The following is a 26898-nucleotide window of genomic DNA, read 5'->3' as shown; positions in this document are numbered from 1 at the left end:
TAAAAAATTGAAAATTATAGCAATTTTTAATTGCGTGAAGTATACACAATTTGCAGGGGCACGACATAAAATTTTTGTGTCCCATCTTTTAACTGATTCTAAGGACAAACGCCATAAAAATAAAATGATTGCTCGTCATATAGTGGCAATCATTCTCTAAGGCTTGCTATAAAACGTGGGTTAGCTGTCTATGTAACCCACTGCATATTAAAGTTGCAGATAAATCCGCATTCCTTATTCTTCTGGCTCTAAATCCACTTCTTCCTCTTCATCCTCTTCACTGGCTTTAGCTACAGAGTTAGCAGAAACAACAGCACCTTTATCTAGCTTTTCCCGCACCAGTTTCTTAATTTCGTCAGCAAATTCGGGCTTTTCTTCTAGATACTTAATGGCGTTGTCTCGTCCTTGAGAGATATTATCGCCGTTGTAACTATACCAAGCTCCTTTGCGGACAATAATGCCAGTTTCTTCTGCTAAGTCAACAACACAACCCAAGGTAGAAATACCTTTACCAAAAATAATGTCAAATTCCGCTATTCTGAAAGGCGGCGCTACTTTATTTTTGGCAACTTTGACTTTAACGCGATTACCATATTCATCTGTACCTTTTTTCAAGGTTTGAATTCGGCGAATATCTAAGCGCACCGAAGCGTAAAATTTCAATGCGTTACCGCCAGTGGTAGTTTCTGGGCTACCGTAAGTAACACCGATTTTTTGGCGCAACTGGTTAATGAAAATTACTGTACAACCAGATTTACCAATGTTGCCAGTAATTTTACGCAGGGCTTGGCTCATTAACCGCGCTTGCAGGCCAACGTGGGTGTCACCCATATCGCCTTCAATTTCAGCACGGGGAACCAGTGCTGCTACTGAGTCAATGACTACAATATCAACCGCAGCAGAGCGAACAAGCTGATCGACAATCTCCAAAGCTGATTCACCTGTGTCAGGTTGGGAAATCAGCAAATTGTCAATATCTACACCCAATGCCGCAGCATAAGTGGGATCAAGGGCGTGTTCTGCATCAACAAAGGCTGCAATACCTCCATTTCTTTGCACTTCGGCGAGCGCATGTAGCGCTACTGTAGTCTTCCCGGAACTTTCCGGCCCATAAATTTCAATTACCCGCCCTTTGGGTAAACCACCGCCCAATGCTAAATCTAGGGTGAGCGCCCCACTAGAAATTGTCTCCACCCGCATCCGGGTGGCATCGCCCAGGCGCATGATTGCTCCTTTACCAAAGCTGCGCTCAATCTGGTTAAGCACCATAGTCAGCGCTTTTTGCTTGCCAGAAGTATCCGTGTTGATAGCCATTCCTGCCTCTAATGCCTCTAAATATATGGTTTTAAGGAGTGTTGCTCTGGAAGTTTGAGTAGAACAGATATACTATTTTAACCAGAAAATTCTGGAATAGGACTTCTCAAATCAAAAAAGGGGTGTAACAAGATCGTAACTCGATCGCTACCATATTAGGGTAGTCTTGCACAATGATACCAACTAGCATTCAGAGATAGCTTTTTTTGGCTGGGTAAGCAAGGGCTTTCAAAGAAAAAATAAATTACCGAAACAACACTGTCAGTAGAACCAGACTCGTGAGCATTTGCGGAGGTTGCTCAATTTAGGGGCGATCGCTATGGCAATTATCATATCATCTACAGCAGCTTCATCGGGTCGGGGTTAGATATAGAAAGCTTTTAGGGTAGTAGTAAAGGGATTTACAATGCTTGAAGTGACTTTCAGCTTTGAGAGGCTATTATGTTCAGTCGTACTTGCTGACTATGAGCTTGACGTATAATTGTACCAATACAGGGGAAAACATCATGGCTAAAGTTAATCTAGATGCTCTGATTCCACGAGAAGATTTTGATGTAGAAGAAAATATTAATCTAGGTAAGAAAAAAGAAACAATTTCTATTGAAGACCTTTAAATAGACTCATTCTTCTTTTCAAACATCAGAAAACCTGATTTTCAAAGAGAAACTAATGAATAATTTTAGATTTTGTGAATTTTGTTAACAATCTAGATTTTAATAAATAAAGGAATTAATGGTGATTTAACTGGTGAAGCAACAATACAGATTTTAAAGAAGACCAGAAAGATTGTGTATAGATTAAATAGTAATAATTCCTCATCTTTGGGGTTACATCCAGTTATATACTTTTACTCAAAAGAGGGACGACATAGCAGGGTAAGCGCATCTAATTTTGTAGCTCTTGATACAGACAAGAAGTTTTAAACTCTATCTAAATATCAATTTTTCATTCAAAATAGGACGAATTGTTGTAAATGATTGAAAAAACATCGGTCAAATCGGTTTTTATGTTTTTTGACCACATAAATACGAGAATGTCAATCCCACCCCTTGGCTCAGTGTAGTAATTTTGAACTTATTTGTGCTTTAGGTGAACCTCAAAACTACCGTGTCAATAGGGTTTGAGATGCGCTTACCCTGGACGACATAGAACATTATCCTTACTCGCTGTAGTTGATTTTGTAATGGAACTTGATAAAAGACAAAAAATCAATGACTTCATTAAAGTACGAGAACAGTTTGAAGAATGCCTCATAAAATATGATTATTTGATTCAGCAAATTTATTTAAAATATAGGTCTGTTCAAAAAAGCTACAAAGATGTATCAAAATTATTTCAAAAATTTGTAACTAATTTACAAACAGAAGAAGCAATTCATAATATTCTAAATGAGATTATATCTAGCAATCATTTTCAGTATTTGACTATTCGTACAGTAAATCAGGAAATTCATTCATCGCACAAGACTTTAATACAAATAAAAAAAGCGAGATTTATATAAAGGATGCGTTAAGAAATAAATGTACAAAAATGTAAAATTTGTCAGGGTCTTATCCATTTAACTTTGGGGTATTTCCAATTTTATAATTCAACACAAAAAAAATAATTAACGTTATTTGCTAAGATTTGATTAGGTTTTTGCTCCCGCGCATCTTTGATGACTTTTGACCTTCCCGACTCTCTAATTCTCGATACTGCACTTTCAGTTTCTGGATTAACTGACTATATCCGCTTGCTGTTAGAGCAAGATGAACAATTACGCCAAGTTTGGGTAACTGGCGAAGTTTCCAGCGCTAACCATCATCGCAGTGGTTTATTTTTTACGCTGCAAGATACCGATCGCACCGCCGGAATTAAATGTGTGGTATGGAATAGCCAATTGCCAAAACTCGCCCAGATACCAGTTCCCGGTGAGCAGATAATCATTTTGGGCAGTATTCGCCTGTATCCGCAACGGGGAGAGTATCAGTTATCAGTTTGGCAGACTCTACCTGCTGGTGTTGGTTTACAGGCGTTGCGCTATCAACAACTCAAAAATCGCTTGCTGGCTGAGGGGTTGTTCGACGCGCAAAGAAAGCGATCGCTCCCAACTCACCCCCAAACAATCGCTGTTGTCACTTCACCCACTGCGGCTGCTTGGGGTGATATTCAAAAAACTCTCAGACAAAGGTATCCAGGTTTACAGGTTTTATTTTCTCCCGCAACAGTACAAGGTGAGCAAGCGCCTGAATCTATCGTTAAGGCAATTGAGCGAGTGGAAAGAGATGGACGCGCCGAAGTGCTAATTTTATCGCGGGGTGGTGGCGCGGTGGAAGAGTTGGCTTGTTTTAATGATGAACGAGTAGTGCGATCGCTTGCTACTTGTTCTATCCCTGTAATTACTGGTATCGGTCATCAACGAGATGAATCTTTAGCAGATTTAGTTGCAGATGCTTGTGTGCATACACCAACTGCGGCAGCAGAAATGGTTGTGCCATCACTTTCAGAGTTGTATACTGAGCATCGGGGACGAGTTGTGGCTTTACATGAAGCGATATATGACTCTGGAAAAACTGCTCTTAATAAACTGGAAGTATTACGAAATCGTTTGCGACGTTTGCGGTTAGATCGGCAAGTGCAGCTGGAGATGGACAAGTTAGCTTGGAAGCGTCAGCATTTGGTGCAAATTACGACGGGGCGATCGCAGCAAGCAACGCAGCATTTAGAGTTGTTGCGGCAAAAGTTAGCTAGTCTTGACCCGAAAGCGGTGTTACAGCGTGGTTATGCGGTGGTGAGGCAAGAAGATGGGGCGATCGCTCGTTCTGCTGCGGAGTTGACTGTGGGAGAAGATTTGTTGATTCAGTTGGGGCAGGGTGGGGTTAAAGTGAAGGTTATGGAATTGACACTCCCCGCGATAAATCGACGGGGATTCTTGGCTCAATGAGATCACTTAACTTAGAGTCCTTGCGTCATCTAAGCCAGAGGTGAGACTCTCCCCAAGCGTTAACTTTCCGAGTGCCCCTCGGTAGTTGCATTGCTGAGGCAGTGCGTTGAGCGGCTATGCCGACTTGTTCGCGTAGCGTCTCCCCTTGGGAGAAGCAACTGCCGTGCAAGTCCTGTTTAGTTTGAAACAAATAGTCTCAAAATTCTGAGTCGTCACGCTCGGTATAAATCTTTTACCTACTGCTAGGAGGAAACTAGAACAATGCAGTAGAACCGCATAGATTTAATTGTCTTGGCGAAGCCTCTCCCTTTGGGAGAAGGTTCAGGCGTCTTTCGACAACAAGGTTTTTTAAGTGGTTGATTACCTTTCCACTATAATTAGTGTACCAATGTGCTACACTAAATGCTTAAAAAACAGTTACACGTTAGAGTTTCCCTCTTAAGAGATGTTAGCTTTTGAGCGATATGGAAAAAATCTTAGCGAACCAAAACAGATATTATAAGGGAGTTTTTTCGATCGTTAATAGAACAAAAGCCGTGCTAGAAGAACGTAGCTCTAGACCCAATTTTTCGGTAAACGAACCGCTCCAGAGGCAAAGGACACAGAGAGGTTGATGGTTAAACGTAAGAATGCTTCTAGTTCTGAGGAAGGTTGGAATTATGAGGCAAAGGTTGCTGAAATAGAGGGAATTATTGCTCGCATTGAAGCGGGTGAGTTGGATTTGGAAGCTGTGTTTGAGCAATTTGCAAGTGCTGTTGAGTATTTGCGTCAGTGCGAAAGTTTTTTGCAGCAACGACAGCAACAGGTAGAGTTGTTGATTGAAACCTTAAGCGATGAGTAGGAGCGAGAACCATCTGGTGGGGTTCTTCGGGTTTTATAAGTAATCAAGCGGACATGAATAAGTTAAGATACATCTCATTTACTTAGTTGCATTTATTACTCAAGTGGTAAATATTATTTACTAAATAATTTAAAAATTAATACAGTTATTAAGCAGGATATTAACGGCTTATTGGTATTATTTTGATGCACTAACGCAATGATGATGAACAACGATGGATGAGAATCAGCGCCGTTCTTATTGGCGTGCTAATACTGCTTTAATTCGTAATCTTTTAATTGTCTGGGCATTGGTTTCTCTAGTTTTTAGTATTTTGTTGGTTCAACCTTTGAATGCGATACGGTTTTTTGGCGTACCCTTTGGCTTTTGGATGGCGCAACAGGGATCAATCCTGGTATTTGTGGCCTTAATTTTCATTTATGCCTTTCAAATGGACAAGTTAGACCAAAAATACAATATTAAGAAGTGAGGAAAACCGTGTCAGTTGAAATTTGGACTATTGTATTAGTTGGACTTTCCTTCCTTGCCTACATTTATATTGGTTGGCAATCACGAGTCGAAAATAGTAAAGACTTCTTTATAGCAGGCCAAGGGATACCTTCAATTGCTAATGGTGCGGCTACCGCCGCCGATTGGATGTCCGCAGCATCGTTTATTTCAATGGCGGGGCTGATTTCTTTTTTGGGCTACGATGGTTCTATTTATTTAATGGGGTGGACTGGCGGCTATGTACTGCTAGCATTATTACTAGCTCCCTACTTACGGAAATTTGGTAAGTATACGGTGCCAGATTTCGTAGGCGATCGCTACTACTCTAATATCGCTCGTCTGGTGGCAGTAGTTGCAGCCATTTTCGTCTCCCTCACCTACGTTGCTGGACAAATGCGGGGCGTGGGCATTGTTTTTAGCCGCTTCCTACAAGTAGATATCAATACAGGCGTAATCATCGGTATGGTGATTGTCGGCTTTTTCTCTGTGTTGGGGGGGATGAAAGGCATTACCTGGACACAAGTAGCACAATACTGTGTGTTGATTTTTGCTTACCTGATTCCAGCGATCGCGCTCGCCTGGTTTCTTACTGGTAATCCTGTTCCTCAGCTAGCATTTACCTTCAGTGATATTGCTGACAAACTCAATAAAATCCAGGTTGACCTGGGGTTTAAGCCGTATACTGAGCCATTTGTGAACAAGTCGATGCTAGATGTACTGTTTACTACCATTGCTTTGATGGTAGGCACGGCTGGCTTACCCCATATAATTGTCAGGTTTTACACAGTAAAAAGTGTACGTGCAGCTCGCTTTTCTGCTGGTTGGGCACTACTATTTATTGCCATTCTTTATACGACTGCTCCAGCTCTCTCTATGTTTGCCCGCTACAACCTGATCGATTCCCTGCACAATCATACAGTTGCAGAAGTGCAGCAGCTAGACTGGGCGGCCAAGTGGGAAAAAACTAAACTGTTGGCTTTTGATGACATAAATAAAGATGGGCGTCTCCAGTTAACACCAAATAAAGACACCAATGAAATCAAGATTGACCGAGATATCATTGTGCTTTCTACCCCAGAGGTAGCTAACCTGCCTCCGTGGGTAATTGGCTTGGTAGCGGCTGGCGGTTTGGCTGCTGCTTTGTCTACAGCATCAGGTTTATTGCTGGTAATTTCCAGTTCCATCGCCCACGATATTTACTACCGCATCATAGATTCATCAGCCTCAGAACAAAAACGGGTGTTTATCGGGCGGATCATGGTAGGCTTTTCCCTCGTCCTCGCTGGATATTTTGGGGTGAATCCGCCGGGATTTGTGAGTGAAGTGGTAGCTTTTGCCTTCGGTTTAGCCGCCGCTAGTTTCTTTCCGGTGATTTTTCTGGGGATTTTCGACAAGCGTACCAATTCTGAAGGTGCGATCGCCGGCATGTTGACGGGTTTAATTTTTACGATAATCTACATTATCGGCGTCAAGTTTGGGGGTATGCAACCCTGGTTTTTTGGGGTTTCTCCCGAAGGAATTGGTACTTTGGGTATGCTAATCAACTTCGCTGTCACCCTAGTAGTTTCGCGCCTAACGCCACCTCCTCCAGCAGAAATTCAAGCGCTGGTAGAAGACCTCCGCAGCCCGATTATTGAAGAATAGGGAATAGGGAATAGGGCATGGGGCATTCATTGCTTATTTCTTCCCCTGCCTCCCCTGCCTCCCCTGCTCCCCCTGCTCCCCACTCCCCACTCCCCACTCCCTACTGCCCAAGTTCTTTAATATTTTTCATCACTTGTTCATATAAGTCGTTGTTACCTTGACTTTGAAAAATGCTTGCTGCTTGTTGTAAGTCCTTGAGCGCTCCCTGCTTGTCTCCATTGGTGGCACGGGCATTTCCCCGGTTATTATAGGCCGCGGCAAAGTTAGGGTTGAGGCGAATGGCTTGATTGTAATCTTCAATCGCACCCTGTGGCTCTCCATTGGCAGCACGGGCATTTCCTCGGTTATTATAGGCGATCGCATATTTGGGGTTGAGGAGAATTGCTTGGTCAAAATCATCTAGCGCGCCTCTTTTTTCTCCCAAGGCGGCGTGGGCATTTCCTCGGTTATTGTAGGCTTCGGCATAATTGGGATTCAGGCGAATCGCTTCACTGTAATCTTTTACTGCTTCTCTGTTATTTCCTAGTGAGGCGCGGGCATTTCCCAGGTTATTATAGGCTTCCGCGTCGTTAGGGTTGATGCTAAGTGCTTGATTGTAATCTGCGATCGCTTTTTCCTTGTCTCCCAAATCAAAGTAGACTAATCCCCGGCCGTTGTAGGCAGCGCCATATTGAGAGTTTTGAGCAATTGCCTTACCATAAGAAGCGATCGCAGCTTGTAAATCGCCGTTTAAATGCTGATTCTTTCCTTGAAGATAAAATTCCCCACCAATGGATGCTGTAGCTGAACGACGGCTAGGTTGACTTACTCCTATTTCTGTTACCAAAACATTTTCATTCTTACTACAAGAAACACTGCTAATTGCAGTCAATGTAGTAAAAATAGCTATGGTAAATACTTGATTTACCTTTGTTCGCTTTTGTTTAAATAAACGCCGTTTCATAATTTAATATAAGCTGCCATAACATCTGAACGTAATTACTACCAAAACCTATATTTTAATTCTTTAACTCAATAGTTATTTTAACTTTGGATAGACATGTAAAACTAATTTATAAATTTCCCTGAACTTCAATAAATTTATTTAATATTTATAGTAATGAAAAATCATAAAAGATAAAGTATAAAACTTGTCATTTTGGCTCTGTGCTATTTTCATCTCTGTAATTTTTGACAATGGCTTTATGAGCAGTAACCTAGTGTTTATCGTGTTTTTTAGAATACTTTTTGAGAAAAATAATATTAAGATTTATTCTAAATACTAACTCTAGAAAATCTGGCATTTGTAGCCAACTAAACAATTTAATCATCCTCAATATCATTTTCTTGAGTTTTGGAATTTAGCCGCCAAGAGGTGGTTTTTTCAATATCTACAGAAAGTTGTTCCAGATTTTGCCCTAAGTCTTTTTGGAGTTTCTGAGTGAGTGTGATTGGGAAATCTAAATTAATACCTTCATTTTGCGCTAGCCTTGCTAATTCTGTAAAAGTAGCTTTGACTGTAGTACGTTCATAACTAGTCAGTTTGTAATAGGCAGTTTCAGATATATTCTGAATTTGCATGGCTTTTTTCATGCGTTCTTGTAAATGCTCAGATTCTGAATTTAACAACTTGCATTGTTGCTCAAGTTGCGAATATCTGCTACTTAGTGATATTAAGTCTTCCGTTGCAGGATCGGGGCTGGCTTGGGCTTCTAAATCTAATAAATTTGAATGGATTTGAGCCAGATAAATACAATCTAAGTAAGCATATTCTATCTGTTCTTCAGTCAGGGGGCGTTTTCCCCAATCGCTTGTTTGTTCTTGTTTCTCAATATTGTTAAAGCTACAAAGTGATGTAGCTATGGTTTTGAGTTGGTAATTAGGTAAAGGTAAAAGATAGTAGGGAATTTTTTTTGCCATATCTAAAGTACAAGTAATATTTTTGGCTTTCTTGTTACCGAGAAATTTTAGATCATAACTAGCGTTGTGAAAAACTTTTTCAATGTCAGAATTGATCATAATTTTTTCAATAAATTCAGCTATAATATTAGGCTGATCTAGGGCATCTAAAAGGTAGACGCGATCGCCACTCATATCTTTGGGATCATCTAATACCTGAATCAGCGATAGTCGGGGATTACGGCTTTTATAATCAGCAACTTCTGTATCTATCCACAGCGTTTTAGCGCTGGTATATTCAGCGACAATGGCACTAATTTCGCGGGCGGAAGTAAGGTATGGCATTGGCTAATATTTCCTGATATTTGGGGCATTGTAAGTAAGCCATAGTTTTCTAAAGTAACATTTTGTTGGTAATTTTGCTGCCACAAAATTGCAAAAATGCTGAAGTTTTTAGTTGCATAGGCTTAGATATCGCCAAACTGACTTAAATCTGATAACATCGAGTCACTACTGCAAGGCTGCATAGTCTACCACTGAAAGAGCTACTGGGCATCTACATTAAATTCATAGAGAGTTACAGACTGTATGTAGACGCATCCTGGTTAGCAACCGTCAGGAAAATTGGATTAGCGCTTCTGAGAAATGGCTGCAAAATCTTAGCCTTAAGAAATGTCTAAGTTTCAATTTCCAGTAACCTGAGCAATTGCTTGGGAACTTTTGCTACTTCACATTTAATTGCTTTTTAACATCTGCTCCTCACAATCACACACCTCAATTAATCGCTTCTAGTATTCAATTCGGAGAAGATAATGAAAAAGCTAATTCTATTGCTAGTTAGTAGCATTTTGGTAGTTGGTACTTTTGGCTGCCAAGAGGCTACTAAAACTGGTTCAGAAAGTTCTAGTACTACTAATGAAGCCGCTCAAGCACCAGCAACACCAGCTTCTCAGATAAATCAAACTGCGGATAAATTTATTGCCAAAATTCCCGGAACACAAACAACTCCTTTAGCAGTTAGTACAGATACTAAAGTTAAAACCGATTCTGAAAAAACGGCAGCAACAAAAGCTAAAAGCAACTTGAAAACTGAAGTTAGCGAAAAGTTGAATAAAGGCTTACCAGGCAATAAGTTAGAAGTTGAAAATAAAGAGGGTGAAATTATCCTCAAAGGCACAGCAACTTCTGCTGAAGAACTCCAGAAAGCTGAAACCTTGGCTAAAGAAGTTCAAGGTGTGAAGACAGTGAAGATAGAAGCAAAAGTTGAAGCTGTAAAAATGCCATAAAAGAATAACTGAAGCTCTCAGTTAACGGTGGAATCAGCTTACATCGTCATAAAATTTAAACAGGACTTACATCTGCGTAAGTCCTGTTTTTTTGCTTAAATAAGGGTGAGTTAATTAGTAGTCACGCCCCAAAGATTTGATAATGTTGGATTTAGTTCCTCAATCCAACTTACGTCAGTTTTAGTCGCTGGACAAATTGACGGTTGTAGACTTTATCAACATTTTCATCAAGAAGATATTTGAGAGTAATGCATTTTTTTCATTGCTTCTCTTTCAGCTTTCAGTTTTAGCAATTTGGTTACAACTGGCGGTGGATTGCATCGCTGTTCTTCTCGCATTCGGTGACTATGTTCTAGCCAATTAGCTATGTAAGCACTGACTGTTTCCTTGTTATGCAGGTAATAAAGAATAGTTGCATATACTTGCTCTAAAGTTACTGATGGATAACTTTGGGAAATTTCCTCTGGAGTCCGACACCGATGGATAAAATCATAGAGTATAGTTTCAATTCCTACTCTTGTACCTTTGAGTCGAATATCATCAGGACGCTGAAAGTCGAAGTAATCTTATAGTTGCATAATTTACTTTATTATATTTACCCCTAAAATCATCTTACATACTTGTAAAATATTCTTGTAATAAACTGATAGCGATCGCTTTGCCAACAACTTGCTACATTAGGTGATCGTCCTGGCAGTTAGTTATGTCAATTAAAACTGGAATGATTTGATATAGTTGCTTCTGAACGCCTGCAATGAAATCTCGTGCTTGTGCTAACTTTAGCAGTATTGTTTTTTCTCTAAACCACGATTCTCCTACCCTCTTTGCCTCTCTCTTGTCTCTGTGGTGTGAAAATCTCTAATTTTCCCCCTACCCTCTTGCGAATTTTTAATTAGTTGATACACTTGTTCTTCATTAGCCCAGTGACCAGCGCCTATGGTGCATATCAAGCGCGTGGAACTTACGAACTTCAAATCCTTCGGTGGCACTACCTCAGTCCCTTTGCTACCGGGGTGTACTGTCATATCTGGGCCAAATGGTTCGGGTAAGTCTAATATTCTAGATGCACTGCTATTTTGCCTCGGACTCTCCAGTTCTAAGGGAATGCGAGCCGATCGCCTCCCGGATTTGGTAAATAACACCCAAACCTCTAAAGGACGAGCTTCTATTGAAGCTAGCGTCACGGTAACGTTTGATTTGTCAGGAGAGGACTCACCCAAAGTCGCAGCGCAGAGTGATGCAGCAGGGGAAGTTGAGGAAGCAGGGGAAGCAGGGGAAGAAAATCCAAAATCCAAAATCCAAAATCCAAAATCGGCAGAATGGAGTGTTACTAGAAGGCTGCGAGTCACTCACCAAGGTACTTACACATCGAATTACTATATCAATGGTGTACCTTGCACGCTGACGGAATTGCATGAACAACTAAGTAACCTGCGGGTTTATCCTGAAGGCTATAACGTGGTGCTGCAAGGGGATGTCACCAGCATAATCTCGATGAATGCGCGAGAACGGCGGGAAATTATTGATGAATTGGCTGGGGTGGCTGCATTTGATCGCAAGATTGTCCAAGCCAAATCAACTTTAGATGAGGTAAAGGAAAAAGAAGATAGCTGTCGGATTATTGAGACGGAATTAACTGCACAGCGCGATCGCCTTTCTCAAGATCGTGCTAAAGCTGAGAAATATCAAAAACTCCGCACAGAATTTCTAGCGAAACAATCCTGGGAAGCTGTTTTATCATGGCGATCGCTACAAGCACAACAAGAAAAGTTAGTTCACGAAATTCAAACAGGTGATCGTAATTTTAATGAACTCACTACCCAACTCACAAACCTAAATTCCGAAATCGTCCAAAAAACGGCTGAACTTGAACAACTCAATGCTCATGTAAAAGCATTGGGAGAAGATGAACTTTTGGCAGTACAATCTACCCTCGCCACCCAAGAAGCAGAACGGAAACAACTCCAGCGTCAGCTAACGGAATTAGAAACAGCTTCTCAAGAAACTGCCAAACGTCTGACTCAAACTCAGCAAGAAACTCAAAAATACCGTCATTCCCTTGAAGAAATTGCCAAAACACAAGTTGTAGAGGGACAATCTATTGTCTACTGTCAGCAGCAAAGGGATGAGGCACAGCAAGCTTTAGAAACTTCCCGCGAAGCAGCCGCAGAAATCGCCTCGGCTTCGGAAGCGTGGGTGCAGCAACAAACGGCATTCAACCGTCAAATTGAAACTTTACTGCAAACTCTAGAACCTCAACGTACCGAACAAGCACAACTCAGGGAACGCAATAATCAGTTACAGCAGTTAATCCAAGAACAAACCCAGTTAATTGAACGCGACGAACCGCTATTAGCCCAAAAACAAACTGAGTGTAGTCAAATTGAAACGGAATTTAACGCCTCTAGCGAACCCATCCAAAATTTAGCCCAAAATCTCTCAGCTACAGAACAAGAACTGCAAATCCAACAGGAAACTCAAAAACGGTTACTTTTTGAACAACGAGAAAAACAACGTCAGTTGGATAAAATAGAGGCGCAAGCGCAGGCACAGCAAGAAGTCCAAGGAACTCAAGCCAGTAAAGTCATTTTACAATCCGGAATGCCTGGACTTTGTGGTTTAGTTGTGCAGTTAGCAAAGGTGGAACCCCGTCATCAACTAGCTTTAGAAATGGCTGCCGGTGGACGTTTGGGACATATTGTGGTGGAAGATGACAGCATCGCCGCCGCAGGGATTGAATTGCTCAAACAGAAACGTGCAGGGAGAGCGACTTTTTTACCCCTGAATAAAATTCACGCTCCCAAATTTACTCAAGATGCAACACTGCGTTTTGCTAGCGGTTTCGTTAATTATGCTGTTAATTTAGTCGATTGCGATCGCCGTTACAAAGATGTATTTAGCTATGTTTTCGGTAACACGGTGGTATTCGCCAACCTGGAGACGGCGCGGAAAAATTTAGGATTATATCGCATCGTCACCTTAGACGGGGAACTCTTAGAAACCAGTGGTGCAATGACTGGTGGTAGCAATACCCAGCGTTCGGCGTTGCGGTTTGGCAATGCGGAAGCCGCAGAATCTGATGAAGCGATCGCTTTAAAAAATCGCTTGGTGGACATTGAGCGGGTTTTAGAGCGTTGTACAGAAGCGATCGCTACTTTGTCAGCCAGAACCAAAAAACTCACCCAAGAACTCACAGAAGCGCGTCAGGCGCGACGCGAACAGCAGTTGCAATTGGAACAGTTGCAAAAAGATATTAAGAATTTGACAGCGCAATTAGAGGGGACGCGATCGCAACTCGCCCAAAACAGCGAAAAATTAGCCACTGCTCAATCCCGATTAGAAATTTTGGAGCGGGAATTACCTGGACAAGAAAATCAATTGCAACAATTGCGACACGCTTTAGCAGAGTTGGAAGCATCCCAAACTCCCAGCGAATGGCAGCAAATCCAGGCGACAATTAAAATTCAAGAGCAACAATTGCAACAACGGGAAACGGCATTACGCGAAGCTGAACAAAGATTAAAAAATTTAGAAAATCAGCAACAACGTTTACAAGAAAAAATCCAAGAAGCAGAAACGCGAATCACCGAATACGAAACCCAACAAATCTCTTGTAGAGACGCGATTTATCGCGTCTCCACAGAAATCACAACGATAGACGAGCAAATCACCCAAACCCGTTTATCGTTAAATCAAATGGAGCAAAATTTGGGAGAAGAGAAACAAAAACGCGATGCTACAGAACTAGAAGTGCGATCGCACCTTTTGCGCCAACAACAATTGCAATGGGAAATCCAAAAACTCAAAGAAACCCAAGAGAAGCGGCGGGAAGAACTAATTGCACTGCGAACTCAGTTGCGAGATGTGGGAGCAGAATTACCAAATCCTTTGCCGGAAGTTCCAGATAAGGTAGATTTAGAAGAATTGCAAAAAGAATTGCGATCGCTTACCAAACGTTTACAGGCAATGGAACCTGTTAATATGCTGGCGTTGGAAGAATACGAACGCACTCAAAACCGTCTCCAAGAACTGACGCAAAAATTAGAGACACTAGAAGGGGAACGCACCGAACTACTTTTGCGGATTGAAAACTTTACCACATTGCGGCAACTTGCCTTTAAAGAAGCTTTTGATGCTGTTAACGAAAACTTTCAATCAATTTTTGCCATTCTTTCAGACGGTGACGGCTTCTTGCAACTTGAAAATCCTGAAGATCCCTTTAGTAGTGGGCTAAATTTAGTCGCACATCCCAAAGGTAAACCAGTACAGCGCCTAGCTTCCATGTCTGGGGGAGAAAAATCACTTACAGCCTTGAGCTTTATCTTTGCCCTGCAACGCTACCGTCCATCGCCATTTTACGCCTTTGACGAAGTAGATATGTTCCTAGATGGGGCAAACGTAGAGCGATTAGCTAAAATGATTAAACAACAGTCACAACAAGCGCAATTTATAGTTGTGAGTTTGCGTCGTCCGATGATAGAATCAGCCGAACGCACAATTGGCGTTACTCAAGCACGAGGAGCTTACACTCAAGTTTTGGGGATTAAGTTACAATCATCCAATACATCTGCTTGAGTTTTTGTTAATAATAGTGTATAGATAAACCACGTAATGTGCGAGTTTCTCTCAAACCTAACCGCCAAACCCTTCCCTACCACGGAAAGAGAGCAAAAATTAAAGCCTCTCCCCCACAGGCAGAGAGGTTTGGAGAAGGGTTCTAAGAATAAGTTGCACATCGCGTTAAACCGGATTCGAGATCAGGACTCGGTATAGAATGACCTCTGAACAGATAATTAGGCGTTCCGACATATTAAATACCCAGGTGATTACCCGCGACAACGGCAAGCGGCTAGGCATCATCAGTCAAGTCTGGGTTGATATAGATCAACGAGAGGTTGTGGCTCTTGGTTTGCGAGACAGCCTGATCTCCATTTCGGGCATACCGCGCTATATGTACCTCAACAACATCAGCCAGATTGGTGATGTCATCCTGGTTGATAACGAAGATGTAATTGAAGATATCGAAGTTGAATCTCTCAGTAATCTAATTAACTGGGAAGTAATTACAGAAACAGGTGAAGTCTTAGGCAAAGTTCGGGGCTTCAAGTTCAACGGCGAAACCGGGAAGCTTAACTCCATAGTTATTGCTTCTTTAGGATTGCCCCAAATTCCCGATCAATTTCTGAGTACTTACGAGTTCTCAGTGGATGAAATTGTCAGCACTGGCCCCAATCGGTTGATTGTGTTTGAGGGAGCCGAAGAACGGGTAAACCAGTTGACAGTTGGTTTACTAGAGCGTTTGGGTATTGGCAAAGCACCTTGGGAGCGAGATATAGAAGAAGAATACGGCTATACTCCACCGCGTACAGTTGCACCAGCCAATCAACTGCCTAGTGGAGTGCCATTGCAGCCACCCAGGCAAAAAGTTCGCGCCCCTGAACCCGTAGCGCGGGAAGAGGAATGGACAGAAGACTATGTGGAAGAAGAAAGGCCACAGCGTCAGGTAATGAAAGCGCGGCAGTATGAATCTATTCAATACGAAGAAGACGAGGAAGAAGATAACTGGAGCGAGGCAACAGGCAGCGACAGGTATCAACAACCGCAGCCGCTAAAGTATGATGCCCAGCCCTATAGCAAGAAGCCTTATGTTGATGAATACGATGATTATGACGATGTAGACGGTGATGCTTGGGAAGATGCGCCGAAACCCGTGAATATTCCCAAGAAAGTTAAGGAAAGACAGCCAGAATACGAAGAAGAAGGCGGATATTAATTCGTAATTCGTAATTCGTAATTCAACTAGAAAATTAGGAAGTATTTCTCCGATAAGTTCAGCCCTTTCCTTGCAAGCAAGGAGAGGGCTAATTTTTTAGATATTTCTGATTTTAGCGAGGTTAGAGCCAGTTTTCTACAATGGATCTATCTAGTACTTATGAACTAGTTAACTCTAGGATCAACGCTAAAACAGTTTGTAACTAATTAGTTAACTGTTCAGAAACTCACCAAAAACTGCTAGCGTCAAACAAAGGAAAATATCGTTGTGGACTTTCGAGCTTGAAAACGCGTTCTAATTACTGGCAACTGCTGCCTTATATCCGGCTCCAGTGGCGAACCATCACCAAGGGACTTATTAGTATTTTGGGATACGTTCTGGCGACATTAGTGTTGATAAATGTTGCCGGTAAATTGGCAACTCCTTTTGCCCAAGGTAATGTAGTAGCGATCGCTCAAATAACTGGCAGTTGTGCTTTAGTATTTCTTGTTAGAGGCTTGTTTCAGTCTATACAAGATATGTACATGGCAAAAGCTGCTTTAAGAATTGCTTTTCATCTCCGTCAGCAAGTGTACACACATCTCCAAAAGCTAAATCTCAGCTATTTTGAAACGGCAAAAGCAGGTGATTTATCTTACCGCCTCACTGAAGATGTTGACCGCGTTGGCGAAGTTGTAAATAAAGTATTTCACGACTTTATCCCCTGCATTTTGCAGTTGCTAGCAATTCCGATTTACATGATTTACCTGAATTGGCAACTAACGCTAGCAACGGTGATAGTTGCACCACTGATGGGTATTTTAGTTGGCTGGTTTGGTGAACGGTTACGCAAATATTCTTTAAAAAGTCAAAATCGCGTATCGGGTTTATCAGCTATCCTCGCGGAAGTTTTCAATGGTATTCGTTTGGTACAGGCTTTTGCAGCCGAAAATTACGAAATCGCCCGCTTTGGCCATGAAGCAGAACGCAGTCTCAAAGCCAAATACTCAGCCGAACGCCTCAAAGCAATTCAGATTCCCATCATCGGATTTCTGGAAGCCTTAAGTGCGTTATCGTTACTCATTGTGGGAGCGTGGCAAATTTCCCAAAATAACTTAACAGTAGCGAATTTTTTCAGCTATCTGGCGGCGGCGGCGCTGTTAATTGATCCCATTGGTCATACTACTAATAATTACAACGAATTTAAGCAGCGTGAAGCATCTGTTGACCGTGTTTTTGAATTGATGGCAATTCAGCCGACGGTGATCGAAAAGATAAATGCGATCGCTCTCCCCCCAGTCAAAGGCAAAATAGAATATCGTCATATTTCCTTCGCCTATAAACCGGGTGAACCTGTATTAAAAGATATCAGTTTATTAGTATCCCCAGGTGAAGCGATCGCTCTTGTGGGTGCTTCTGGTGCTGGTAAAACCACATTTGTTAATCTTCTACCCCGTTTTTACGATCCCGAAGTTGGTCAAATATTAATTGACGGTGTTGATATTCGAGATGTCAAGCTGCATAGTCTGCGGCGACAAATTGGGATTGTTCCTCAAGAAACCATTATGTTTTCCGGGACAATTGCCCAAAATATCGCCTTTGGGCAAGATGTTTTTGACATGGAAGCAGTTAAAGAAGCGGCGAAAATTGCTAATGCCCATCAGTTTATTAGCCAACTACCAGAAGGTTATCAGACTTGGGTGGGTGAACGTGGGGTAAACTTATCAGGTGGACAAAGACAAAGAATTGCGATCGCTCGTGCTGTTCTGCTCAATCCCCAAATATTGATTCTGGATGAAGCGACATCAGCATTCGATTCTGAGTCAGAAGCACTGGTACAGGAAGCGCTGGAAAGACTGATGGAAAAACGGACGGTGTTTATTATTGCTCACCATTTATCGACAGTTAGGCGGTGCGATCGCATTTTAGTTCTCGAACAGGGGCAAATTGTCGAATCGGGAACCCATGAAGAATTATTAGCCTTAGAACGTCGCTATGCGCGGTTTTATGCCCAGCAGTTTAGTTAGGCAGATTAAAGACTTATGAGCTTATTACCCACATTCGACAATCCTCACTTTGTTACTATCCCGCCTCGGAATAGAATTCCAAGGCTAATAGCTAAAGTCCTGTAAACGCGGACTGAATAGATGATTCTAGTCCACTTGAGTGGACTTAAGCTATCAGCCTGGAACTTCAGTTCCGGGCGGGATGTCAGTAAACACAACTATCTGACTTTAACTACCCCCTAGACTGAATTGCCTTGATTAACTCATAAAAAGGTTGCCAGTTATCTTCCTGAGCAATTGCTTCCCAAATAGATTCAATCACAGGTCTTAATAATGCCGTTTTCGGATTATTAACAGCTAGAGTTTGGGCAATTCCATCAATGCGTAGGCGTAGCCCGTCGTAGACATCGCTCTCCAAATCATTCAAAATTTTATGATACAGTATGCACCAATCATCAAAAAATCCTGACGCACCCGGTACTGGCACAATATCTGAACCATTCATCACAAAACCTGGATCATCTCGCCATTTCGATGAAAAAGTCCGAGCCATTTCATAAAAAAACTGGTGATAACCAACTTGACTATCTTTCAAAAATTCAATCGTTAGATTCAACAGTTTCAGTGCTTCTGGATGTGGCAAATCCTCAAAACCTAATTTTTTCAACATCAAAGAACTGTATTCAGCTTGATAATACTCAGCAAACATTGCCAATCCAGCTTCCATTTCGCCTTTATCGATAATCGCCTTTAAAGGTTCCTGGAGCATTTCTAAATTTAACTGGCAAATAATTGGTTGATTACCGTAACAGTAGCGTCCAGAATAGTCGAAATATGCAGCTATAAAGGATGGGTCATAAGTCGGGATAAATGCGTAAGGGCCATAGTCAAAACTCTCTCCGGTAATCGACATATTGTCAGTATTTAGGACTGCATGACAAAAGCCAGCCGCCATCCACTGCGCTACTAGTTCTGCAACTCGTTTCACTAATTCGGCGTAAAACAAGACATATTTATTTTGTTCAGCACTTAAGTGTCGATAATACTGCTCAATTACGTGGTCTAATAACTTCTTAGTTAAATCTGGACGCTGGAAAAAGTGCAGTCGCTCAAAAGTGCCAAACCGAATATGAGAACTGCTCATCCTAATCATCACAGATGAGCGGGTAGGCGAAGGTTCATCGCCTCGCCAGAGGGGTAAACCTGTTTCAATCATGCTCAGACAGCGCGAGGTACGTACACCCAAGTGGTGTAGTGCTTCCGCAGCCAGAACTTCCCGCACCCCACCTTTGAGCGTCAGCATACCATCGCCACCACGGGAGTAAGGTGTTCTCCCAGAGCCTTTTGTGCCAAAATCGTACAATTCGCCATCAGTGGCGCGTACTTGCCCGTAGAGGAAGCCTCTACCATCACCTAACTGTCTGTTATATTGACCAAATTGATAGCCGTGGTAACGCAGCGCCAGCAAGGGTTTACGCCCCTGAAATTTGCCAAAAGCTGTGATAAAATCTTCGTCTTTGACTACTTGGGGGTCTAAACCCAAGCGGGGTAGTAGCGCATCGTTACGCCAACGCAACAGGTGTTGAGGAAATTCCTCTGCTGCAACCTCGTCGTAGTAGTCGTCGCCTAGAGATTCCAAGGCGCTTTCGTAGTTGAGGGAGAGAAAAGGATTGCTAGAATTTTTGTAGTTCGGAGTTTCAGCCAGAGTCATTACGAGCAAAGCTTAATTCATTCTTCCCTTAATACTAGCTCTGGCTTTGGCATCAGCATAGACGCAAAAAGCGACCCATATCTAAAATATGGCAGCGCCACCATCAAAATCTAGAGCGCATAATGGATAAAGTTTTGCAATTAAAGAAAAACTTAACTCAATTAGCTATTTTAGACGCTACATTTGAGGTTTTTGGCTCAGAATCACACCAATATCAATTTAAACCTTGCTTGAGTAACAAGGATATTCAGGTGTTTGAATCTAGATATAATATTACGCTACCAAGTGAATATCGAAACTTTCTCTTAGAAATTGGTAATGGTGGTGCAGGGCCAGGATACGGCTTATCTGGACTATCGGGAATTGAATCTGAAGATGTGATCTCAGAAAAAGTATACCCTGAGAACTACGAAATTCTCTCTAAACCATTTCCTTTCACAAAAGCATGGAATGATTTGGATTTAATTGTTAAGAATAATACAGATTTTGTTACCAACAATGATGACTACTTCGATGATAAATTTATCCAGGGTACTCTTCCCATTACAAATTATGGTTGTGGAATTTATGCGATGTTAGTTGTTACTGGTGAGCAGTCAGGAAAAATCTGGATAGATGACCGCACTAATGATAATGGAATATATCCTGCTTGTTTGAGTTTTTGCCATGCTTTTCATGACATCAACCCTGATGATTCTTATCCAAATAGCGATGAGGAGCAGCCTTTAAGTTTTTATGAGTGGTATGAAGACTGGCTCAACCGAAGTTTGGATCAAATACGTCAGTCTTCGTAATTCGTAATTCCTTATTTATTTTAGGCTAAACACCACACCATATTGAAAAATATATGAGCTAGAGTTAGTTCGGGATTTATAAATATAATACTTCAATTAAGGATGATTTTAAAAATTAGGTGCTTGCCAATTAGGATTGATCAGACTTGTCATAATATGATCTTCCCATTGCCCATTAATTAACAAATAATCTCTAGCATATCCTTCAATGGCAAAACCGAGTCTTTTGAGTACATTGCCACTGCGCCGATTGTGAGGCATATAATTAGCCATAACTCGGTGAAAATTTAATTCTTGAAAAAGATATTGAATGGCGGATTTTAACCCTTCTGTCATATATCCTTTACCTTGTTTACTTTCAGCAAGGCTATATCCCACATAGCAAAAATGAGCGGCTCCTCGGATAAAATTACTAAAATTTACAGTTCCAATAATTACGGTAGGATTTTTTTTAGTAAAGATAAATAGCTTTAACGATTGACCATTAATAAATTCCAGGAAATTGTTCTCTATCTGATACTGCCAATACTCTTGGGTGAAAAACCCATCAACCCAAACAGGATAAAATGGAGTGAGATAGGTTTTGTGATGAATGAAGTATTTGAGAATTTGGGGTATATCTTCATGGATAGCCGCTCGTAAGAACAGGCGATCGCTTGTAATTAGTGGCAGTTCGGATATCATAAATTACTTAATCGGCGGGATCTGTTCCTAAAACATTCTCTAGATTTTAAATTCTCTCATACCGTGGTTTAGCAGCAGCAAGATGAGTTGTATTCTTTTTTCACTTAGATAATCAGTGGTGTAGGTATGGCTTCTTTGGCGAAAACGTGATGCTTTCGCTTTACTTGCAACAGATAGGCTGAGTATTTTGGCTGTGAATCTGCCATTCCACCAAAATCTTGATAAGCTGATGTCTAATATCTAGAGCGCAAGGATTGAGAGCCAATGGGTGATAAAGCACAGTACGCGGCATAACTTCGATAAAATCGCTTTGCCCAAACGCTGTACCGCAGGAAATTCAACCAAAAAACAGCTCAAGATTTAACCCAGTTTACAAGAAGGATAGTGATGTGGTGGGAATACGCTACGATTGGCAGGAATTAGAGATTCGGGCGATATACAACACGCCATTGCTAGAGCTGATTTATCAAGCTGCTAGCGTGCATCGCCAATATCATGACCCAACAAAAATACAAGTTTGTAAGCTTATATCTATCAAAACAGGAGGTTGCCCAGAAGATTGCAGCTACTGTGCCCAATCTTCCCGCTATAAAACAGAGGTAAAGGCGGAAGCACTCCTACAAAAGGAAACGGTAGTTAATATCGCTCAGAAAGCGAAAGAAACTGGTGTTAGTCGCATCTGCATGGGTGCTGCTTGGCGCGAAGTCCGGGATAACTCACAATTTGAGGAAGTCCTAGAAATGGTCAAGGATGTAACCGCAATGGGTTTAGAAGTGTGCTGCACTCTAGGTATGTTGACAGCAAATCAAGCCAGGAAATTGGAAGAAGCGGGACTTTACGCCTACAACCATAACTTAGATACCTCGCAGGAATATTACAGCACAATTATTACCACGAGAACTTATAGCGATCGCTTGAACACAATTGAGAATGTCCGTCAGACAAATGTTACTGTCTGTTCCGGCGGTATCCTCGGTTTGGGCGAAACTGTCGATGACCGGGTTGGGATGTTACAAACTCTGGCAAACTTACATCCACATCCAGAGTCAGTACCAATTAATATTCTTTCACAAGTACCGGGCACACCCTTAGAAAATCAGCCTGATGTCCCCATTTGGGATATTGTGCGGATGATTGCCACAGCCAGAATTTTAATGCCAGCTTCTGATGTGCGTCTTAGTGCAGGTAGGGCTAGACTTTCTCAAGTTGAACAAGCTTTCTGCTTTATGGCAGGAGCCAATTCTATCTTTTCTAGCGACGACAACAAAATGTTGACAGTGACAACTCCCTGTCCAGATTATGATAGCGATCGAGAAATGCTGAATTTACTTGGTTTGGGAATGCGTCCGCCTTCCCAAAGGCAAGAGAAGGTAGCAAGTCCGGCTATTGTGGGATAAATATCTTTTTGTAGGATGGGTGTCTCGCCCGTCCTTAGTAAACTGAGGGCAGGCAAGATGCCCGCCCCACAAGAGTCTAGGTTAAATTATCTTGGCAGTCCGTAGACCGAACAGCAGACCGACAGCCAAACCAAAGAACAAAGCTAAAAATCCGATGTAAGCTGCAATGGCAAACATTTATTTTTCTCCACAATACTTCCTAAATCTATTGAATCACTAGTCATTGGTCATTGGTCATTAGTTATTTGTCCTTTGTCCTTTGTCATTGGACATTAGTCAATTTCTTCCCCTGCCTCCCCTGCTTCCCCTGCTTCCCCTGCTCCCTCTGCTCCCTCATCTCCCACTCCCCACTCCCCAGATTGCGATACAATACAGCCCACGGGCGCTTGTTTAGGGGTTGGGCAATGACTTCTGTAATTAATGTGAATTTACCAGAGCAGTCTTATGAGATTGCGATAACTTCGTTGAGCTACGCTAACGCACCTTCGAGTTTAGATCAACTGGGTCAACAGATGGCCAGTCTCAAGCTAGGCAAGAAGGTATTGCTGGTTTCTAATCCTACTATTTTTAAGCATTTTGGGGAAAGAGCGATCGCATCCCTGACATCTGCTGGATTTGAAGTTGCTAGCTACACCCTACCACCAGGGGAACGCTACAAAACCCTCAATTCCATCCAAAAACTTTACGATATCGCCTTAGAAAACCGCCTAGAACGCTCTTCTACAATGGTGGCTTTGGGCGGAGGTGTAATTGGCGATATGACTGGCTTTGCAGCCGCAACTTGGCTGCGCGGCATTAATGTTGTCCAAGTTCCTACTACTCTCTTAGCGATGGTGGATTCGGCAATTGGTGGCAAAACTGGCGTGAATCATCCCCACGGCAAAAACTTGATTGGGGCATTCCATCAACCGCGCTTGGTTTTGATTGACCCAGATGTGTTAAAAACTCTTCCTATGCGTGAGTTTCGCGCAGGAATGGCAGAAGTTATTAAATATGGTGTAATTTGGGATGCCGAATTGTTTGCCCAATTGGAAGCAAGTAAACGCCTCGACCAACTCCGCTATGTAAAATCTGACCTGATACAGACCATATTGGTGCGGTCTTGTCAAGCTAAAGCTGATGTTGTTAGCAAAGATGAGAAAGAAGGCGGATTGCGGGCAATTCTCAACTACGGACATACTATCGGTCATGCAGTGGAAAGTTTGACTGGTTATCGTCTAGTAAATCACGGTGAAGCGGTGGCCATTGGCATGGTAGCAGCCGGTCAAATTGCTGTGGAATTGGGAATGTGGCAAAAAGAAGACACAGAACGTCAAAATGCTTTAATTCAAAAAGCAGGTTTACCGACTCAGTTACCAAGTGGGGTAGATATTGAAGCAATTATTGACGCTTTGCAGTTAGATAAGAAAGTCAAAGCGGGGAAAGTGCGGTTCGTTTTACCAACAGAGATTGGTGTAGTAACAGTTACCGATGAAGTGCCATCAGATATCATTCGGCAAGTTTTGCGAGGAATGTGAAGAATTTGAAGAATAGTAAACTTTTTACATTTACCACAATTCTCTTCATCTCAAAGTCCATCGAAATTTTACTCGGCGGCTTTTACTACTCAAACTTTTACATTTTTAGTCAGCAACACCCTATTTTTGAAGCTGCGGTTCTTTCTGCGGTTGCTGCTGGCTATTTGTTGGTTGCAGTTTTTGAAATAAAGCTGGTGGCGTAGCTTTGCGGAAAGCACCGCAGTAGTGCATAGTCATAACCGCCTTGAAAGCCCAATGGTCTGCTGGCACATCACTAAAGGGATTCGGTAAAGTTTCTGCTTGATTCTGAACACAAGCATTCAAAACTTGATTCGATTTTGCTGGAGTGTCGGTAGTAGGTTCTTGAGATTTAACAGGGGTTATAAAGCTAGTAGCTAGCACTACGACTGTTGCTAGAAGTTTGTAGTTCATAATTTAAGTTTTCTAGGGATGAAAGTCTACCCTATGTTAGTTCCCAGGCTGTTGCCCAGGAACTAGAATAAACTTGCTGAGATTAAGCGTTAGAAAACATGGTAAGCATTACTAACATAACAACTAATGCACTGATCCAAAGAGCTAACGATCCCCAACTAACTGAATCTTTTTGTACTTTTTGCCAAAAATTGCTAAATAAGTTATTCCGAATTGCCATTTTATAACCTCCAATTTTTATTAAACTTGCACTGACTCAATGCATTAAGCCTGTATTGAGGAAATAAAAGTTAATCTTTAGGGATATCAGCTTTTATTACTGAATCCCAGAGATTAACCAACAGAGATTTAAATTAATTCATCCAGCCAGTGCGAATGCATGTATCTCAACGCATTACTGAAATCTAAAAAACTAACAAAAATTTACAAAAAGATATTTGTTGATGCTTAAATTAATTTTCCCATACGTAACTGTTTACACTCCAAAATTTTGCGATTTTGAGAAAATTCTTAACGTTGTCTTAATTATGTATAAAAGTTAGTGTTTTCAAATCACAAACTACTTAAATATTGACGATGTTTCACTTTGACTCGTGATTTATCTAGACTTGAAAATATACATAACTAACAGGAAAAAGGCAGGTAAATAATGGTGCAACAAATAAGACATAATGAACCGCAATATATATGTATCATTCCAATCGAGAGAATTACAGCTAACCAAGACGAAGAAATCATGAGAAACCTGAATAAGGAGGATGACTGGCTTTGATTGAGTAACCCCTTTGGGTAGAGTTCGCACTTTACCTACCCGTAGAGTTTGGATTCCAAAACCAGGAAGAGATGAAAAACGCCCATTAGGAATACCCGTAATGTACGACCGCGCACTACAAGCTGTAGCAAAAGCTGCACTTGAACCAGAATCGGAGGCGGTATTTGAACCGAATTCCTATGGTTTTAGACCTGGAAGGTCATGCCACGATGCGATAAAACAGATTAAAAACTGTATTCAAGGCAAGGCAAAATTCGTACTAGACGCGGATATAGCCAAGTGTTTTGACCGCATCAACCCACTGCTCCAAAAGCTGAACATCAAGGGCAAAGTCAGGCAACAAATTAAAGCTTGGCTAAAATCCGGGGTTATAGATTCTGGAGCATTCACTGCCACATCTGAGGGAACGCCTCAAGGTGGGGTCATCTCTCCACTACTGGCAAACATAGCCCTCCACGGCTTAGAGGAAAAGTTAAAGCAATATGCCGAGACACTACCTCTTAAGAAAAACAAGGGGACATTATCAAAAGACCTAAGAAGGACGTCACTTGCTTTCATAAGATATGCAGATGACTTCGTAGTGTTCCACAAAGATAAAGCCGTTGTCCAAAGATGCCGAGAAATAATCTCAGAATGGTTAGCTGGTATAGGACTTGAATTAAAACCAGAAAAAACTCGGTTAACTCATACACCTTAATCATAATGAGTTTGCTTGCAGTAGCACTGATTATGTAAAAGTTAAAAGCGATAAAAGCCCCTACGATGGCGACACAGTTTATTGGAGTAAAAGACTAGGGACATACCCCCAAATGCCTAATCGTAAGGCTAAGTTGTTAAAACTTCAAAAGGGTAAATGTCCTTGGTGCGGCTTAAGCTTCCAAGAATGGGATGTTTTAGAGGTAGACCACATCATCCCCAGAGCGTTAAGCGGCAAGGATGAATACAAAAATCTGCAACTATTGCATCGGCATTGTCACGACGAAAAGACCGCAATTGACTTAAAAGAAATTCAGAAGAAAAACCACTCAAAATTTCTAGAGAAATTATCTCAATTCTGGAAAAAGTTCGATTGGGAGTGGATAAATGATATTCCTAATTTCATAGGTCATGCTGTCAGGAAGTCCGATATGACAAATGGGCAACACACTGAGTAGCCGTGTGCGGTGAAAGTCGCAAGCACGGTTCCGAATGGGAGGGGTGTTGCAGTAATGCACACCTCGACCCTACCCCTTTGGTGCATCAGCCGACGATGCAAAAAAACAAGGTGAGGAATTGTTAGCATCTACCTATGGTTGTAATCAATCAGAAGTTTTGGAATTAATTCAGCAGGCACGAATTGAACTAATAGCCCAGTGGTGTGCCCCTCAAGAGCGCAGAGCTATATAAAATCAAGGTGGTTGAGCCATTAAAAATTACTACTCGCGCTGAACACGAACAGGCGACGTCAACACCCTAGGC

General features: G+C 41.7%; 22 protein-coding genes. 14 read left to right on the top strand and 8 right to left on the bottom strand.

What is annotated here, in order from left to right:
- Positions 1 to 234: 234 nt before the first annotated feature.
- A complete protein-coding gene (recA, locus tag LC608_RS00225) occupies positions 235 to 1314 on the bottom strand; it encodes a recombinase RecA (RefSeq protein WP_118170154.1) in 1080 nt (359 codons plus the stop codon).
- 1183 nt (positions 1315 to 2497) lie between these two features.
- Between recA and LC608_RS00220 the strand changes: the two genes are divergently transcribed.
- The 5 genes from LC608_RS00220 to LC608_RS00200 all read left to right on the top strand — a co-directional run bounded on the left by LC608_RS00220 (position 2498) and on the right by LC608_RS00200 (position 7211).
- On the top strand, positions 2498 to 2815 hold the full coding sequence (locus tag LC608_RS00220) for a hypothetical protein (protein ID WP_229551620.1): 318 nt from the start codon (positions 2498 to 2500) through the stop codon (positions 2813 to 2815).
- A 156-nt stretch (positions 2816 to 2971) separates the two neighbouring features.
- Positions 2972 to 4237 carry an exodeoxyribonuclease VII large subunit gene (gene xseA, locus LC608_RS00215; protein ID WP_229551619.1) on the top strand — a complete coding sequence of 422 codons (1266 nt, stop codon included), beginning with the start codon at positions 2972 to 2974 and terminating at the stop codon, positions 4235 to 4237.
- 613 nt (positions 4238 to 4850) lie between these two features.
- Positions 4851 to 5078, top strand: a complete 228-nt coding sequence (xseB, locus tag LC608_RS00210; protein WP_229551618.1) for an exodeoxyribonuclease VII small subunit — start codon at positions 4851 to 4853, stop codon at positions 5076 to 5078.
- A gap of 214 nt (positions 5079 to 5292) precedes the next feature.
- Positions 5293 to 5547 carry a DUF4212 domain-containing protein gene (locus LC608_RS00205; protein ID WP_229551617.1) on the top strand — a complete coding sequence of 85 codons (255 nt, stop codon included), beginning with the start codon at positions 5293 to 5295 and terminating at the stop codon, positions 5545 to 5547.
- Between the two features lie 8 nt (positions 5548 to 5555).
- Positions 5556 to 7211 (top strand): sodium:solute symporter family protein, encoded by a 1656-nt coding sequence (locus tag LC608_RS00200; protein WP_229551616.1) that lies wholly within the window; start codon positions 5556 to 5558, stop codon positions 7209 to 7211.
- A 100-nt stretch (positions 7212 to 7311) separates the two neighbouring features.
- On the opposite strand, the gene LC608_RS00195 is transcribed toward LC608_RS00200, so the two are convergent.
- Together LC608_RS00195 and LC608_RS00190 are read right to left on the bottom strand one after the other, a co-directional pair.
- On the bottom strand, positions 7312 to 8154 hold the full coding sequence (locus tag LC608_RS00195; protein ID WP_229551615.1) for a tetratricopeptide repeat protein: 843 nt from the start codon (positions 8152 to 8154) through the stop codon (positions 7312 to 7314).
- A 359-nt stretch (positions 8155 to 8513) separates the two neighbouring features.
- Positions 8514 to 9434, bottom strand: coding sequence for a ribonuclease D (locus LC608_RS00190; protein WP_229551614.1), 921 nt, complete (start codon positions 9432 to 9434; stop codon positions 8514 to 8516).
- A 467-nt stretch (positions 9435 to 9901) separates the two neighbouring features.
- Here LC608_RS00190 and LC608_RS00185 point away from each other — a divergent pair, with 467 nt between their 5' ends.
- Positions 9902 to 10375 (top strand): BON domain-containing protein, encoded by a 474-nt coding sequence (locus tag LC608_RS00185; RefSeq protein WP_229551613.1) that lies wholly within the window; start codon positions 9902 to 9904, stop codon positions 10373 to 10375.
- Positions 10376 to 10602: 227 nt separating this feature from the next.
- Here the strand turns inward: LC608_RS00185 and LC608_RS00180 are convergent, their stop codons facing one another.
- Positions 10603 to 10911, bottom strand: coding sequence for a DUF433 domain-containing protein (locus LC608_RS00180; protein WP_229552061.1), 309 nt, complete (start codon positions 10909 to 10911; stop codon positions 10603 to 10605).
- Positions 10912 to 11311: 400 nt separating this feature from the next.
- Here LC608_RS00180 and smc point away from each other — a divergent pair, with 400 nt between their 5' ends.
- The 3 genes from smc (at position 11312) to LC608_RS00165 (ending at position 18154) form a co-directional block, all read left to right on the top strand.
- Positions 11312 to 14950: a chromosome segregation protein SMC gene (gene smc, locus LC608_RS00175; RefSeq protein WP_229551612.1), complete on the top strand. Its 3639-nt coding sequence runs from the start codon at positions 11312 to 11314 to the stop codon at positions 14948 to 14950.
- Positions 14951 to 15149: 199 nt separating this feature from the next.
- Entirely contained in the window at positions 15150 to 16148 is a 999-nt protein-coding gene (locus LC608_RS00170) for a PRC-barrel domain-containing protein (protein ID WP_229551611.1), read from the top strand.
- Between the two features lie 281 nt (positions 16149 to 16429).
- Positions 16430 to 18154 (top strand): ABC transporter ATP-binding protein, encoded by a 1725-nt coding sequence (locus LC608_RS00165; protein WP_229551610.1) that lies wholly within the window; start codon positions 16430 to 16432, stop codon positions 18152 to 18154.
- A gap of 211 nt (positions 18155 to 18365) precedes the next feature.
- Here LC608_RS00165 and LC608_RS00160 read toward each other — a convergent pair whose 3' ends face one another.
- Positions 18366 to 19844: a YdiU family protein gene (locus LC608_RS00160; RefSeq protein ID WP_229551609.1), complete on the bottom strand. Its 1479-nt coding sequence runs from the start codon at positions 19842 to 19844 to the stop codon at positions 18366 to 18368.
- 122 nt (positions 19845 to 19966) lie between these two features.
- On the opposite strand from LC608_RS00160, the gene LC608_RS00155 reads away from it, so the two are divergent.
- The gene (locus tag LC608_RS00155) at positions 19967 to 20638 is read left to right on the top strand and encodes an SMI1/KNR4 family protein (protein WP_229551608.1); all 672 of its coding nucleotides are present in this window, start codon (positions 19967 to 19969) and stop codon (positions 20636 to 20638) included.
- 108 nt (positions 20639 to 20746) lie between these two features.
- Here LC608_RS00155 and LC608_RS00150 read toward each other — a convergent pair whose 3' ends face one another.
- Positions 20747 to 21322, bottom strand: a complete 576-nt coding sequence (locus tag LC608_RS00150; protein ID WP_229551607.1) for a GNAT family N-acetyltransferase — start codon at positions 21320 to 21322, stop codon at positions 20747 to 20749.
- Positions 21323 to 21711: 389 nt separating this feature from the next.
- Between LC608_RS00150 and bioB the strand changes: the two genes are divergently transcribed.
- On the top strand, positions 21712 to 22719 hold the full coding sequence (gene bioB / locus LC608_RS00145) for a biotin synthase BioB (RefSeq protein ID WP_229551606.1): 1008 nt from the start codon (positions 21712 to 21714) through the stop codon (positions 22717 to 22719).
- A gap of 81 nt (positions 22720 to 22800) precedes the next feature.
- On the opposite strand, the gene petL is transcribed toward bioB, so the two are convergent.
- The gene (gene petL, locus LC608_RS00140) at positions 22801 to 22896 is read right to left on the bottom strand and encodes a cytochrome b6-f complex subunit PetL (RefSeq protein WP_109007553.1); all 96 of its coding nucleotides are present in this window, start codon (positions 22894 to 22896) and stop codon (positions 22801 to 22803) included.
- 227 nt (positions 22897 to 23123) lie between these two features.
- Between petL and aroB the strand changes: the two genes are divergently transcribed.
- Complete coding sequence (aroB, locus tag LC608_RS00135) at positions 23124 to 24236, top strand: 3-dehydroquinate synthase (protein WP_229551605.1); 1113 nt, start codon at positions 23124 to 23126, stop codon at positions 24234 to 24236.
- 120 nt (positions 24237 to 24356) lie between these two features.
- On the opposite strand, the gene LC608_RS00130 is transcribed toward aroB, so the two are convergent.
- Positions 24357 to 24668, bottom strand: coding sequence for an S-layer protein (locus LC608_RS00130; RefSeq protein ID WP_229551604.1), 312 nt, complete (start codon positions 24666 to 24668; stop codon positions 24357 to 24359).
- 785 nt (positions 24669 to 25453) lie between these two features.
- On the opposite strand from LC608_RS00130, the gene LC608_RS00125 reads away from it, so the two are divergent.
- Complete coding sequence (locus tag LC608_RS00125; RefSeq protein ID WP_229551603.1) at positions 25454 to 26137, top strand: reverse transcriptase/maturase family protein; 684 nt, start codon at positions 25454 to 25456, stop codon at positions 26135 to 26137.
- A 112-nt stretch (positions 26138 to 26249) separates the two neighbouring features.
- Positions 26250 to 26594 (top strand): HNH endonuclease, encoded by a 345-nt coding sequence (locus tag LC608_RS00120; RefSeq protein ID WP_229551602.1) that lies wholly within the window; start codon positions 26250 to 26252, stop codon positions 26592 to 26594.
- Positions 26595 to 26898 lie beyond the last annotated feature (304 nt).

The organism is Nostoc sp. XA010 (assembly GCF_020829625.1).
Lineage (GTDB): Bacteria > Cyanobacteriota > Cyanobacteriia > Cyanobacteriales > Nostocaceae > Nostoc.
This window is presented reverse-complemented; position numbering and strand designations above follow the sequence as displayed.